Origin of the sequence: Methanoculleus sp. UBA374 (genome assembly GCA_002508705.1) — an archaeon.
Lineage (GTDB): Archaea > Halobacteriota > Methanomicrobia > Methanomicrobiales > Methanoculleaceae > Methanoculleus > Methanoculleus palmolei.
In genome coordinates, this window is record DAYL01000034.1 from 168,084 (window position 1) to 181,476 (window position 13,393).

The window sequence follows — 13,393 nt, forward strand, 5'->3', positions numbered from 1 at the left end:
CCTGATATCATCTCGCGGGGAACGACTGCGGTACGGCAGGAGTTTGAGAAGCCAGGAGGTCTTCGACGGGTACCCCCCTCCCGTCAAAGGGTTTTTAGGGTGACCTTCTCGAAGAGTTTCGAAGCGCGAACACAGTGAACGTGAGCACCGGAGGTGCGATTGGGTACCCTTCCGGCGAGATATTTTGAGCAACTTCTGTGCTTTTTCACCAGGCACGACTCAATAAGCACTGTTCACGTAGGTAAACAAAAAAAATAAACAAACTAATAAGAACGGCTGATGTTTACCAAAAAAAAAGAAATTATCTGGCTTTTTTCTGGGCAACTACAACGATCCTGCCAAGAACATGTTCTATACCCTTATCCGTTGTATGTTTGCTCAATCTCTCTCTGATCTCGGCTTTTATCCGGTCCCGCTTGTTTTCCGGAACATCGGACAGGTAGTTCCCGAAGTTGCTTGCCTCCGAGAATGAGAGGGCATCCTGTGGAGTGGGGTAATATCGGGTCTTCGTCACCTGATCTATCTTCACGATATCAAATCCGGAAGAGATAAGGAGCGAGCGCAGGTTCTTGGGTGAGACAAGCCTCTCTTCGGCGTAGTGTAACCCGTGCGATTCCACTACTTCTCTGGTGATATCCCTGAGAAGTCCGGGGGCTTCCTTATCGGGGTCCGACAGCCCCAGTTTACCCCCCGGTTTTAAGATCCTGTGAATGTACACAAGGGCTGCAGCCTGTGCCGCTGTGCTCTGGATGTGGTGGAAAACTGAATTGATGTAGACGATATCAAATTTGTTGTCTGCAAAATCACGCAGGTCTCTGTCGCTTCCCGGTTTAAACGTGACGTTGGGAAACGCTGCAACCTTCTGTTGAGCGATCTTGATGCGGTGCTCCGAAGGTTCAAGACCGACTATCTCGATGGATTCCCCGAACGTATTTATGAGGTATTCAATCAGTCGGCCGGTCCCGCACCCTACGTCGAGTACCCGATCTCCTCTTTTAATTCCCAATTCCTGTACAAGCTGCACTCCATTGTTGAACTGGCTGTCGCTTATCTGGTCGTATCGTTCGGCCAGGACCGGAGTATCAAATCTGGCAACACTTTCTGTCATATGATTCAGCACTTCCTGTATGCAATTTTGCAATTTTTCCTTCTGCATAGTTCTGTTAAGATGAGGTATTATCTTTAAGAAATCAGCAACTCTCACCGCTATGTAACTACAAATGGAATTCTCCCGGCCAGACACTCTGCAGTGCGGAGGAATCGGTATTTATGATGGATTAATTCCGGAAAAATTTCCGGTGATTTCCTGTTTTCTGCCGACGAACAGATAGAAACCGGCCATGATCACGAACAGGGGAATGAACGCCAGGAAAATATCCTGCACCCCGAATACATCTCCTATCAGCCCCCCGTACACTGGTCCGAATATCGCACCGATGCTTGTTCCGATGGCAAAAATCCCTGCAATTTTTCCGCGTTCCCCTTCGATGCTCCCCACACTCGTGAACGTAAGGAGCGTCATGAGTCCGGAGAAACTGCCCATGATCACGGCTGCGACGACGAGGATTCTGATATCGGTGTTGGTTCCGAAGATTAACAGACTGGCGCTGATCATGATATAACTGAGAATATACAGGTTATTATGGTCCTTATACAGCAGCCGGCCGCAGAAAACCACTACCAGTATCTGGGCGGCACCGCGCAGCGCTATAAGGATAGCCGCGATGCCGGGGGATAATCCGAGGTTTAAGACTACCAGTACGGTTACAAATGTAGAAAATGTCATGAAACAGGCCGAGTTCATGCACTCGGTCATGGTTGCAGACACCAGCAGCTTGTTTTTAAAGAGGCTGCGGTAATACCGAAGAGATATCAGGAAACCGGGTTTGGGATACGTGTTCGAAGATTTTTTCCCGTTTGTCGTAAGGTACAGTACAACCAGCGGTACGAGCAGGAACGCACTTGCCAGGATGAAGTATCCTGTAAATGCTATGTAAATAGTTGCAATCCCGCCGATGATAGGTCCGATAAACTGTGCCCCTGCGGTCATCGCCCCTTTAAACCAGCCTCCTTTTCGTATGCCGATGGCATTCATATTCTTAAAAAAGGAAGCATTGAGCGAGGTTGTCCTCAGGGAGCGTGCAATCCCATAAAAGATCATCAGCTCCAAAAGCATTGCGGGTGACCCTGCAAGGGACATCGCGATGATCGTGGATGCCCCAAAGAGGCAGGCAAGCGTGTACATCCTCCTGGTGCCGAAGTAATCGATAAGAAATCCGGCCGGCAGGACGATGATGATATCGCCCACTCCCATCATGCCCCTGATGAGCCCGATTTCTGTTGCCGTTGCCTGGAGGCTCAGGGCATAGAGGGGCAGGATGAAATTTACCATGCCCACTGCGATCCCCGAGCCGATATTCATCGCCACGAACCGGGCTATGAGTTCGTTACCTTCGAGAAACCGTATCATAGGAGGTTGCCTGGGAAAGATGGATTGATGGAGTCTTGAGCAAAAATTGCCCGTAGTTTTCCCGAGTATCAACTGTGCCGGCATGAGTTCTCGGACGCCTCATCCCGTCTGTTCCTGAAACCCAGTGAGGTACCGCTGCCCGAAACGGGCTCATCCAAAAAATTAAATCTATCTGTATCCGACCGAATCCGTCAAGGATGCCGTCGTATTTCAGCACCCCGAACCGGAGGTGACAGGAGATCGGACAACCGATCACGCCTTCAAACCTTCATCAACATTTGATAAGGCAACTGAGCGGGGGTGCGTCCTCTCGTTGCATGTCGTAACAGGGCAGACCCTGCACAACTTCTGGGCTTTGTCGACCTCTTCTTTTAATGTTGCCCAGAGGGTGTGCCGCACCCTGACGAACTCCTCCGTGCTCTGGACATCCTCTTCCAGCCGTTGCTGGCGGGAGATCGGGATCTCGACTATTCCCTTTATTTTTCCAGGCCGTGCCGTCATGACTGCTACCCGGTCGGCAAGAAAAACCGCTTCGTCGATACTGTGGGTAATGAAAAGAACGGTCTTTTTTGTTTCATCTTTGATCCTGAGAAGATCCCGTTGCAGGATCTCACGGGTCTGGGCGTCAAGCGCGGCAAATGGTTCGTCCATGAGCAGGATATCCGGGTTCAATGCCAGGGCCCGTGCAATGGCAACACGCTGCTTCATCCCGCCGCTGAGTTCATACGGGTAACGGTCCTCAAACCCGGTCAGCCCGACAAGAGAAAGGTACTCCTTCGAGATCTCGTGCCTTCTGCTTTTGTCGATCTTCTGTGCCTCAAGGCCAACCTCCACGTTCCCCTGGGCCGTTCTCCAGGGAAAGAGGGCATACTGTTGGAATACGATCCCCCGGTCGAGCCCGGGGCCCTTTACCTGTTTGCCGCCGATCAGGATCTCGCCGTTGTCCGGTTTGGACAACCCACCGACGATATCGAGAAATGTCGACTTTCCGCACCCGCTGGGACCGATGATCACAAGGAATTCGCCGGCTTTTACATGCAGGTTGATCTGGTCCAGGGCAAGTAGTTCGCGGTCGTCCGCGGAGTTTTCTGAGTTTCCATTGCCGCGTATTTTGTACGATTTTCCCACATTCACTGCTCGTATCTCTGTCATAGTGCTGGTCCGCGATTTTGTAGATGTAGGTTTTGCGGCTCTTGTATTATAGGGCCTGTAAAACAGCAATTATTGACAAAATATTGTTGATTTCGGTTAATTAACGGCAAGCGTGAATAACAGGCCCGGCCATTTTGACCGGCGGTACCCTGCATTCATGACGGCAGCTTTTCTCGCGTATTGCCTCTCCTATCTTGTTCTTGCTTTGTTCCCCCACGGAGTTAAATTTCGAAAATCGGACAACCTGCGCTACTCGTAAACAGGTAGTAAGTAGCAAATCCTGTCGGTCTTCCTCCGTGCAGCCAGAGGCTATACCTCAGGGAGTTTTTCCACAGATGCCGAGGGGTGAAGACCCGGTTTTGCCGGAGTTGCTCCATAAAAAAAGGTCCTGATCCCCAAAGGGATACAAAGACCGTTATAGCGTCATCCGGTGTGTTCTCCCCTTTAGGAATACGGATTGAATTCGTTGGTGTAGACATCGGAGGGTCTGAGTTGGCCCGGTTTCAGGGCACCCTCTTTTTCCATGATGTCAAGCCAGAACTGGACGTCCGCATCGTTGATAACCGGAGGGCTTCGAATTGCCCAGCCGTTATGGAGTTCTCCCAGTTTCGGGTTGCCGCCGGTCTCCGTGAGGAACTTGGCGAGGAGAACCTTTGACTCCGCTCTGTGCTGTTTGTCCCATTCGATGGCCTTCACGGTGGCATTCACAAATTTCGCTGTAATGTCCGGATGCCTCTCAATGAAATCCGTAGACATAACTATTCCGGACTTGACCTGCTCGCCGATCACTTCGCCGTCAGAGAAAAGCGCCCGGACTCCGCCGTTCTCTTCTGCTTTCTTTAAGAAATTTCCGTTTGGCGCAATCACGTCGACCTGGCCCTGGCGTAACACCTGTTCTTGATTTTCGAACGGGACAACTACCAGCTGGACATCGGACGGGGTCAGGCCATTCTGATACAGATACGCCTGGGTGACGAAATCTGCATGTGCTCCCAGCGTGTTGACCCCGATGGTCTTTCCTTTGAGATCGCTTGCGGTTTTAATGGGACTGGTCTCCAGTACAAGCCATTTGTAATCCGGCTCGGCGGGCGACGTACCTATCGCAGGTGCGACGGTCTTGATCTTCGTTCCTCTCCCGATAGCATTCACGATTGCTGAAAATGCCGATATTCCGATATCATTACTGCCGGCTGCCACGGTCATGATGCTCTGCGGTCCCCCCGTTGTGGATCCGGTCCGCTCAATGACGATTCCGGCTTCTTTATAATAGCCCAGCGAATCAGCCAGATCCACTACGCTGAGCGACGTTGATGTCGGAGTCCGTATCGTGAAGAACTCCGTCTCTGAAGGAGTCGAGGGATTTCCGGCCAAGACTGTTCCAATGACGATACCGATGATCGCGATTGCAACAACCGCGATAATACCATACTGTAATCTCTTCTCCATGTTCAATTCTCCTTGTTAAAATTCACTTCTTCTTTCCAGCACGTGGCTCTCTTCTCGAACCAGACCAGCAGGTAATTGGATACCACTCCGAGAATCACCAGGCAGATGATCGCGGCGTACATCTTCTCGTATACAAAGTTGTACTGCGAGTTCGTGACAAGAAATCCAAGACCTGATTTTGCGCCCATCATTTCAGCGGCAACCAGGACGAGGATTGCAGATGTGGCTCCGAGTCTCATTCCCGAAACGATCTGAGGCACCGCCGTTGGGAAGATGACCTTCTTGAAGATCTCCGCATCCGAAGTAATGCCGACAGACCGTGCTGCTTTGATAAGCAGAGGATCGACGCTATCCACCCCGCTGATGGTGTTGATCAAAACTTTCCAGAGCGCTGCAAAGAATATTATCGCTACTTTCGACTCTTCTCCTATACCCAGAAAGATAATCATGACCGGGTACATCGCCAGCGTGGGGATGTTCCTGAGTGTCTCGATCAAGGGGTCCATCAACCGCGAGAACCCGGGATACCATCCCAGGGCCAGCCCTAGAGGAATTGCGATAAGGACTGCAAGTCCGAACCCCAGTACGGATCGCTGCAGGCTGATGAAAAGGTGGGTGAAAATCTCCCCGGACAGGGTCATCCCAACCAGGGTTGTAATAACCACCGAGAAGGGGGGCAAGAACGCCGGGTTGATGAGACCCACCCTCGGGAGTACCTCCCACAGGCCCACAAAGATAAACAGGGCAATTCCGCCGCTGAGTAATCTCCCGATCTTCATGAGGTCCAGTCTGAGGGCCGTAAGGGCTGCTCTCCCCGATCCTTTTGAGTATAGATTGCCGAGATCGATCATCCACTTATCATCTCAATAAAAGCCCCTAGCCGGGTCTTTGACTGCTCCTCTCCTTGTGCATTGAAACCGCTTGCCGTACCCATGTCCATAACCGGGATGCCTGCCTCATCCCGTACAATATCGCAGATCATTCTGGCCACCGATGACTGGAAGTTGCAGCCCCAGGTGTGCGTGAAGATCATGCCGTCAGCGCGGGACTGTTTTATCTGGTCGATGGTCCACTGGGCTCTCTCTTCGGTGGGGAGTTCCATCGGGAACGAAAGAATTGCCTCTGCGAGGTTCCGGTAGGGGTTGTTCCCTCCTTCGTCCACCAGCGTGCAGATCTCACTCCACTGATCGTCCTTTCCGACGACTACACCGCCGATACTGTCGATGAAACCGGGGTCCGTGGTTTCTGTCGCAGCCGGGCCGCAGATGTAGAGCCGCACCGGGTCATCGGAGATTCCGACGCCTTTCACGCCGGTCCTGACCCGCTCCTGAATTTCCGCATACGCATCCTTAAGAACAGAATACGCGCCGTTCGGGTCTCCGCTGAACTCGTTCCCGATCCGAAACACCCCTGCCGAGGTGTTTGACGTCCCGGCGAAGTCCGAACTGTTGGTAGGAGGCACCGGGGCTTTCCACCAGAGGTGGACGATATCCTGGGTGAGTTTTCTGATCTTGTTCTCGTAGCGGATCTCTTCGGCAAGGGCCCTGTCGTCGACTTCTTTTCCCGAGAGTTCGCTGACTTTCGCGGTCAGGTTCCGGAGCATCGTCTCGAGGTAGTCCGTCGCCCACTCTTTTTCATTCTGGTTGTCGATGGGATAGTCGATCAGCATCAGCGGGATTTTCTCTTTGTAGTAGGGTCCACGGGACGCCGGGTCCTGGTATGACGCAACGTTTTGGGTATTCCGGTAGGATTCCACCAGGTACTGCTTATCCGAGCAGCGCAGGCAGAGGTACGGAGCGACAAGGTCGACCGGAATGAGCCCTCTCTGGGCGCTGATGTGCGGACCGACAATCGGGCATGATTCCGTAGTTAGCAGTTTGTTTCCGAACTCCAGCTTCTCCTTATGATCCCGGGAGGTCTGATTCAGGGTCTGACCTTCGGTCATATCGTCGGAAAACCGGGAGATGAGCCCCGGCCGCAGGGGAATTCCTCCGGCTGCATAGTACGGTTCGAACGTCTGGCCGCCCTGGGTGAAGATGATGGGAACAGAGTTGTTGTGGGCTTCAAGAAGCCTGTCTTTGAGGGAGAGTCTCAGGTACCGGCATTTGATTCCGGTGAGAAAACCAATATCTGCAGATATCTGGTCCCGGAACCATGGGTTGATCTCATACGCATACGGGTATCTCCGTGGAGCGTCCACGGTCATGAAGTGCCAGATCTCTTCCGGGGTTACGGCCTTTGAGTACCGGAACTCGATATCGCTGGTCTTCAGGAACTTCTCCTTCAGGGATTCCGGGTACCGGAACAACTTAACGGCATTGTGTGGATTCTGTGCGATAGTCTCTGCCATTATTCTGACCTCCGATTCTGTTTGTCCTGTATCATCTCAAGGAACGCCTCAACCCGCGTACGGACACCTTCAATGTCGGATCCGGCATATTCGGTGTGGATCTCCATGAAGGGGATCTTAAGGAACGTCTTCGTTTCGTTGCCCTTGAACGTGAATGCGTCGCAGAACCTGAGCGTATGATAGATCATGCCGTCGGGCTGGAACTGCTTCACCAGGTTCGAGAGGTTTGCAAGACGCCTGTCCGTTTCCAACTCCTTGAGGTAGGGCAGGGAGGCGCAGGGAACTTTGTCGAGATATGCATCTGCAATTCCCTGAACCGTTGCCTCTTTCACCTCGATGCCCAGATAGGGGCGAAGGCCGAAGCAGAGATCATCGGCAACGATCCTGCCGCCCATCTCTTCGATCAGGTCGAGGATCTTGTTGTCGCCCGGCGGAATTGGGCTCCCGGAGAGAATGAGGCGGGGTTTGCCGTCGGTTTCGGGAGTTGTATCTGATTTTCCGGACTTTTGGCTGATTTCAGCAAGAAGCTCGTCGAGGAACTGGTGATACTGGTCCCGGTCGAGGTAATATCCTGCCTGGATGACCTGCAAGACTTCACGCCAGGATATCGGCGAATTCTCCTTTGCCTGGACGGTGTAGATCTCCCGGATCTTCTCCCGGATTGACCTGAAGAGCGCTATGGACTGCGCGAGCTTCTCCGGGTCCAGGCGCTTTCCTGCCAATTTCTCCAGTTTCTCCGTAAACCACCGGACTTCATTCCGGAAATAGGCCCTGCCTTCATCGGTGTAGAAGTTCCTTGGAACCCCAAGAACGATCGTGTTTGCCTTGGCGTAATACTTGAGCAGTTCCGATGCCCGGTACATCTGCATACACGAAGCAGATATCGCGACAACGTCGGCGTTCTTTACGTAGGGATCTTCCTTTTCGAGAAACAGCCCCAGCGTCTCCCGTACGAACACACAGTTCTGGGTGGAGATGTAATGGCCTCCCAGTTCGACAAGCCGCTCGTTTCCTCCGATACCGAGCCGGATCGGGACGAGACCGAGAGCATGAACTATCTCTTCCGGGATATAGCAGCAGAGATATCCTACCACTTTCGACCCGTTCTTTCGCATTTCTGCAAGTTCGGCCGGTCGCCTCTTTACGGCATCCGAAATAGCCGTTAAGGTTTCAAGTGTCATTTTTCCTCGATCCCTGCTTATTTTTTGCTGCCGTACTTCTGCGCTAAGATCGCGGCGCCAAGCGCCCCGGTCAGCTGGGGATCGTAATCCGGGACATAGATCTTGGATTTGAGCACTTCTTCGAGCGCGGTTTTCATGCCGATGTTCTTTGCCACCCCTCCGGAGAAGTACACGTCATTGCGGATACCGACACGCGAGAACAGTCCGGTAATCCTGTAAGCAATCGCGCTGTGAATCCCCCGGATAATGTTGGCCGGTTTTTCTCCCCGCGCAATGAGGGAGATCGTCTCGGACTCAGCGAACACGGTGCAGGTGCTGCTTATGGGTACCGCTTCGTCTGCGGATAGGGAGAGAGGGCCGAGTTCATCGAGTGAAACTTTGAATACGTTGGCCATGACTTCAAGGAACCGCCCTGTACCTGCTGCACATTTGTCGTTCATGGCAAAATCGAGGACGCTTCCCTCTTCATCCACACGGATTGCTTTGCAGTCCTGTCCTCCCATATCGATAATTGTCCGGGTTGCCGGGTGAAGGTGGTGTGCACCCTTGGCATGGCAGGTGATCTCCGTGACCGTTTTGTTCGCGTAAGGGGCGGATATTCTTCCGTATCCCGTTGCAACGATATACTCGATGTCGCTCTGAGAAAGTTTTGCAGATGTCAGCGCTTCCCCTAAAGCAACACGTCCGCTCTCTTCTGTGTCAATCCTGGAACGGATGAGGCTTGAACCGATGATCTCTCCGTCAGCGATGATGATTGCTTTTGATGCGAGTGAACCTACGTCCACGCCGGCGAATATCTGCGTACCGTTTGATTTCGTTGTCATACTGCCTCCTTTGCGTTACCAACATTTCTCGGGAATTAATATAACTCTCGAGAAATCAGTAATTTTTGCCCGTTTTTCTCGTTTATCCCAAAGATCTAACAAAATTCTCCGTTTCTGATACGTTTCCTCTCAAGAAGGATACAGTAAGCTGCCATCGCCGCATAGACGGGGATGAATGCATAAAATATCGCAGGAATTCCAAAAAATTCCCCGATTGCTCCACCGACTACCGGACCGATAATCGAGCCGAGACTGCCGCCGATTGCAAAGATACTCGCGATTTTTCCTTTCTCTCCATCAATCTTTCCGACACTGGAGAAGGTCAGGAGTATCATAACCCCGGAAAAACACCCGGCAACTGCAGAGGCAAGTACGAGTACGGGTACGGAGGTCGCAGTTCCGAGCATGAGGAGGCTGATAATCGTCATGACAAAACTGAGCGTGTACAGGTTGTTCTGGTTCCGGTACATGAGCGTTCCACCGAAAAAAATGACCAGAATCTGGATGCTTCCCCGGATCGTGATTAAAATTGCAGCTGTACTTGCTGATAAAGCCAGGTCTTTGACCACCAAGACGGTAATGAATGTGATGAAAACATTGAAAAATGCCGAGTTCATGCCGTCTACAAACGTGGCACCCATCATGGACCGGTTCCTAAACAGTTTCCGGTAATAGGGAAACGACTCGAAAAAACCGGTTGAGTGGTTTTTCTCGGGATAATTCCCCTTACCGTTGATGTGAGTGAACACCCATATCGAGACGACCGGGATCACAAGAAACATACTGGAAAGCAGGAAATAGTGCGTATAATTCAGGTAAATTACTGCAATACCCCCGATTAAAGACCCGAGAAAGGATACGCCGTGGTTTATCGAACCACGATAGATCCCCGCTTTCTTAACACCGATTGTCTCAATATTCTGGAAAAATGAGGCATTGAGTGCTGTTGATCTGACCGTCCGGGTAATCCCGTACATGATCATCATCAAAAGAAGCATCCGGGGGGAGCCGACACATATGAGAACAACGATAACAAGCCCGCCGGTAAGCGCGCTCGCGGAGTACATTCTTTTCGAACCGAAGTGATCTATGAGAAATCCAGCAGGCAGGATGATGAGGAGGTCTCCTACACCCATCATTGCCTTGATCAATCCGATCTCAAAATTGGTGGCGCTCAGACTCAGGGCATACAGGGGAATGATCAGGTTCAGGAGGCCCACCGAGATCCCGGAACATATATTGATGATTACTAACCGGAAAAGGAGTTCATTTCCTTTGAGAAATCGCATCGCAACCGTTCACAATCGTTTCTACAGTTTGGATATAGTTATAGGGAAAACAGCAAGGATTGCCCCCTCATTTCAAAAAACGTATCCTGGAATCGTACGATCCTGTTCCATCGCGCCAGATGTACGTTGGGTCGTCCTGTCCCAACGGGATTGTGCGAAACTACCAAAAGCCGCAACCCGTCTGTTTTTTGCGGCAAAAGCCGCCCGAAAATTATTCTATAAATAATTTGCAGGGTAACGAGTGTATGTAACATCGCGGGAATGAAGCTCCATCAGAGTCACGATGGCCGAGTGCATTCGAATCTGATGGAATATTCTTGCCAAGGTGGCGGAGTGGCTACGCGGTTGACTGCAGATCAGCTGTATCCCGGTTCGAATCCGGGCCTTGGCTCTTCTTTTGTTGAAACTCGTTTGCACGGCGGTAGGTGCGGGACGGGAAGCCAAAAACGGCTGAAGTTATGCGCCGGGCCCTCAGGGGCGGGATAGGCCCCTGAGGGCGGCATACTAAAGATTATTCTCAGGGGTTGCTCGATTCTGGACCTGTGCCCGGACATCCCGGTCATTTGAAGACGCCGTCGGAGACACCGCGGCGCAAAACGATATTCGATGAATCCGGGAGAACTTCCGCAACGGGTGAAACCGCAAAAATTCACCTGCGACGGGGGGAGGATGGGGCGTCTTTGGGAAGAGCAGCCGTCTCCTCTCACGGGGAGAGGTTGAGACCAGCCTCGTAGTGGGGCGGCGCGCGATGCACCTCGTCGATGAGGGTTGTATCGAATATCCGCTTCTCAGGGATGGGGCCGGAGATGTATCCTGCCGCGGCAAGAGCCTCCACAAACCTCATCGTCGATGCGATGTACTCTCTCGGGAGTGCGGCACAGTACTTGGGGGAGATCGTGTAAGCCTCCATCACGAACCCGGGATCAACCATCCCCCCCGTCACCCTGGAGACGATCCGGGCAGCCCCATGCGGATCGTGCCGGATAAACTCGCACGCCTCTTCGTGGGCCCGAAGGAACCGGGAGAAGAGGGCGGCATGTTCGGCCACCTCTCCCGCGGCGATGATGCCGTAACTCGGGTTGTAGGGCCAGACGACATCCGCGGGCATGACGATCCTCGCGTTCGCGTAGCGGCGTGCGGTCACGGCAAGCGCGGGTGTTCCCGCCGCCGCTGAGATCTCCCCGTTTAAGAGTGCATCCGGGATGAAATCCGCCCAGGGGTAGTTAATCACCCGGATATCGTCTATCCCGTATCTTCGGAGGAGATCGTTGACGATGACGTCGTGGATCGATCCTTTCGGAGGGCACCCGATGGCGGTCCCCTTGAACTGTGAGAGAAATGCAGGTACGCCGGCGCACTCGTCGAGGGCTTTCCACTCTTCCCCCGCAATGCCGACGGTCCCCTCGATGTGGCCCCCGGCGATGCACCGGAGCGCGGCGCCTCTGTCGATCCCGATGATCACCGGCGGCAGGCCGATATAGCCGAGATCAAGGCTCCCCTCCCGCATTGCGTTTACGATATCCGGGCCTGACGGGTGGAGGGTCCACTCTGCCTGTATGCCGAGCGCCTGCAGGGTCTCGGTTCCCTGCAGGACGAATGAGGTGTGGTAGACGGTGGAGAGATACCCGATCCTGAGTCTGTTCTCCTGGTATGGCATTCAATCACATCCTTGGATCTCTCTTCGGTCTTTCCGATAATTGAACCGGGAGGCGAATCTCTTTTTCGGCGGTTGCAGGTGCGATCTTCCGCATACGGCGGTCATGGGGAGGGACCCGGAAGCAGGAATGTGCCGGGGCGTCCTTGAGAAAAACCGGTGCTCCTCTCCCCGACTCTCCCGGAACCGTGTCTCTTCACATTCCGGACTCTTCGTTTATTTGTTCCTGATGAGCCATTTTTCGAGATCGATGCTTATGATCGTATCAATCTCCATTTCTCTCTCATTCTGGGCTGCGTTTTCGATGGATAGCCCGAAATGGCAGAGGCTCCTCTGTCGTGGTAAATGCTGGCTTTGCTGGACACTCTGGTTGATTTGTTTGGTTTTATGCAATTTTATCACCTCTGGAACGTCCTGTTCTCGTGTCCGTTCCGTTCGGTGCAGCGACTCTCTCCTGGTTGCTCTGTCTGCGTCCCCAGGAAGGAACCCACAATCGAATTGTATACTTTCTTCCTGCGTGTGGCGTAATTCGCATTCGGGGAGCCTCTTCACAATTGTGAACGCTGATTCGTTACGCACACTCTGTCATAAGCATTGGGAAGACGGCAAAATGTAGCGGCAATCCCCTCGTGATATGACCCGGAGTATCCCGACAATCCGATGTTTTACTTTCTGGTATCGTTTCGTTTTTTTTCTCCCGGCAGATATTGCCGACATGCCAGTGGATATATTCGCGGAAGGCTTACATAGGAGACAGCCCACAGCGGTGGACCGACCTTGCCAGGGTGGCGGAGTGGCTACGCGGTTGACTGCAGATCAGCTTTATCCCGGTTCGAATCCGGGCCCTGGCTTTTCTCTGCCCGTGCTGGATGCCGCGCTTTTGTATGATTTCTGTCTGGCGTGTCGGGATATTTGACGCTTGCTACTCCTGCGGATTGGCAAATGAACGGGTAAAATCCGCCTCTTTGAAAAGGTATAAGTGTTTATACCGCCATTCTAATTAATGGCGTTCACAATTGTGAACGTA

10 protein-coding genes and 2 tRNA genes are annotated in these 13,393 nt (G+C 52.6%); 2 read left to right on the plus strand and 10 right to left on the minus strand.

The window, feature by feature from the left end:
* Window positions 1-301: 301 nt before the first annotated feature.
* The 9 genes from BRA42_RS14185 to BRA42_RS14225 form a co-directional block, all read right to left on the minus strand.
* Window positions 302-1,156 (minus strand): class I SAM-dependent methyltransferase, encoded by an 855-nt coding sequence (locus tag BRA42_RS14185; protein ID WP_342770244.1) that lies wholly within the window; start codon window positions 1,154-1,156, stop codon window positions 302-304.
* A 111-nt stretch (window positions 1,157-1,267) separates the two neighbouring features.
* Window positions 1,268-2,470, minus strand: a complete 1,203-nt coding sequence (locus tag BRA42_RS14190) for an MFS transporter (RefSeq protein ID WP_342770243.1) — start codon at window positions 2,468-2,470, stop codon at window positions 1,268-1,270.
* 252 nt (window positions 2,471-2,722) lie between these two features.
* Window positions 2,723-3,622 (minus strand): ABC transporter ATP-binding protein, encoded by a 900-nt coding sequence (locus BRA42_RS14195; RefSeq protein WP_342770242.1) that lies wholly within the window; start codon window positions 3,620-3,622, stop codon window positions 2,723-2,725.
* Between the two features lie 444 nt (window positions 3,623-4,066).
* Window positions 4,067-5,068: an ABC transporter substrate-binding protein gene (locus BRA42_RS14200; RefSeq protein WP_342770241.1), complete on the minus strand. Its 1,002-nt coding sequence runs from the start codon at window positions 5,066-5,068 to the stop codon at window positions 4,067-4,069.
* Between the two features lie 2 nt (window positions 5,069-5,070).
* On the minus strand, window positions 5,071-5,919 hold the full coding sequence (locus BRA42_RS14205) for an ABC transporter permease (protein ID WP_342770240.1): 849 nt from the start codon (window positions 5,917-5,919) through the stop codon (window positions 5,071-5,073).
* Entirely contained in the window at window positions 5,916-7,418 is a 1,503-nt protein-coding gene (locus tag BRA42_RS14210) for a 2-hydroxyacyl-CoA dehydratase family protein (RefSeq protein WP_342770239.1), read from the minus strand. The genes BRA42_RS14205 and BRA42_RS14210 overlap by 4 nt, the downstream gene beginning before the upstream one ends.
* The gene (locus tag BRA42_RS14215) at window positions 7,418-8,599 is read right to left on the minus strand and encodes a 2-hydroxyacyl-CoA dehydratase family protein (protein WP_342770238.1); all 1,182 of its coding nucleotides are present in this window, start codon (window positions 8,597-8,599) and stop codon (window positions 7,418-7,420) included. Before BRA42_RS14215 ends, BRA42_RS14210 begins: the two co-directional genes overlap by 1 nt.
* 17 nt (window positions 8,600-8,616) lie before the next feature.
* Window positions 8,617-9,423: an acyl-CoA dehydratase activase gene (locus tag BRA42_RS14220; RefSeq protein WP_342770237.1), complete on the minus strand. Its 807-nt coding sequence runs from the start codon at window positions 9,421-9,423 to the stop codon at window positions 8,617-8,619.
* A 95-nt stretch (window positions 9,424-9,518) separates the two neighbouring features.
* On the minus strand, window positions 9,519-10,712 hold the full coding sequence (locus BRA42_RS14225; protein ID WP_342770236.1) for an MFS transporter: 1,194 nt from the start codon (window positions 10,710-10,712) through the stop codon (window positions 9,519-9,521).
* Between the two features lie 319 nt (window positions 10,713-11,031).
* Between BRA42_RS14225 and BRA42_RS14230 the strand changes: the two genes are divergently transcribed.
* Window positions 11,032-11,103: transfer RNA gene (locus BRA42_RS14230), tRNA-Cys, on the plus strand.
* Window positions 11,104-11,415: 312 nt separating this feature from the next.
* Here BRA42_RS14230 and BRA42_RS14235 read toward each other — a convergent pair.
* On the minus strand, window positions 11,416-12,369 hold the full coding sequence (locus BRA42_RS14235) for an ABC transporter substrate-binding protein (protein WP_342686289.1): 954 nt from the start codon (window positions 12,367-12,369) through the stop codon (window positions 11,416-11,418).
* Between the two features lie 776 nt (window positions 12,370-13,145).
* Here BRA42_RS14235 and BRA42_RS14240 point away from each other — a divergent pair.
* Window positions 13,146-13,217 (plus strand) — tRNA-Cys (locus BRA42_RS14240).
* The last annotated feature ends 176 nt before the right edge of the window (window positions 13,218-13,393 follow it).

Excerpts from the sequence above, each read along its gene's own strand:
- BRA42_RS14220 (WP_342770237.1), bottom strand. The coding sequence starts at position 9,423 with ATGACAACGAAATCAAACGGTACGCAGATATTCGCCGGCGTGGACGTA.
- BRA42_RS14195 (WP_342770242.1), bottom strand. The coding sequence starts at position 3,622 with ATGACAGAGATACGAGCAGTGAATGTGGGAAAATCGTACAAAATACGC.
- BRA42_RS14185 (WP_342770244.1), bottom strand. The coding sequence starts at position 1,156 with ATGCAGAAGGAAAAATTGCAAAATTGCATACAGGAAGTGCTGAATCAT.
- BRA42_RS14190 (WP_342770243.1), bottom strand. The coding sequence starts at position 2,470 with ATGATACGGTTTCTCGAAGGTAACGAACTCATAGCCCGGTTCGTGGCG.
- BRA42_RS14225 (WP_342770236.1), bottom strand. The coding sequence starts at position 10,712 with ATGCGATTTCTCAAAGGAAATGAACTCCTTTTCCGGTTAGTAATCATC.
- BRA42_RS14205 (WP_342770240.1), bottom strand. The coding sequence starts at position 5,919 with ATGATCGATCTCGGCAATCTATACTCAAAAGGATCGGGGAGAGCAGCC.
- BRA42_RS14210 (WP_342770239.1), bottom strand. The coding sequence starts at position 7,418 with ATGGCAGAGACTATCGCACAGAATCCACACAATGCCGTTAAGTTGTTC.
- BRA42_RS14235 (WP_342686289.1), bottom strand. The coding sequence starts at position 12,369 with ATGCCATACCAGGAGAACAGACTCAGGATCGGGTATCTCTCCACCGTC.
- BRA42_RS14200 (WP_342770241.1), bottom strand. The coding sequence starts at position 5,068 with ATGGAGAAGAGATTACAGTATGGTATTATCGCGGTTGTTGCAATCGCG.
- BRA42_RS14215 (WP_342770238.1), bottom strand. The coding sequence starts at position 8,599 with ATGACACTTGAAACCTTAACGGCTATTTCGGATGCCGTAAAGAGGCGA.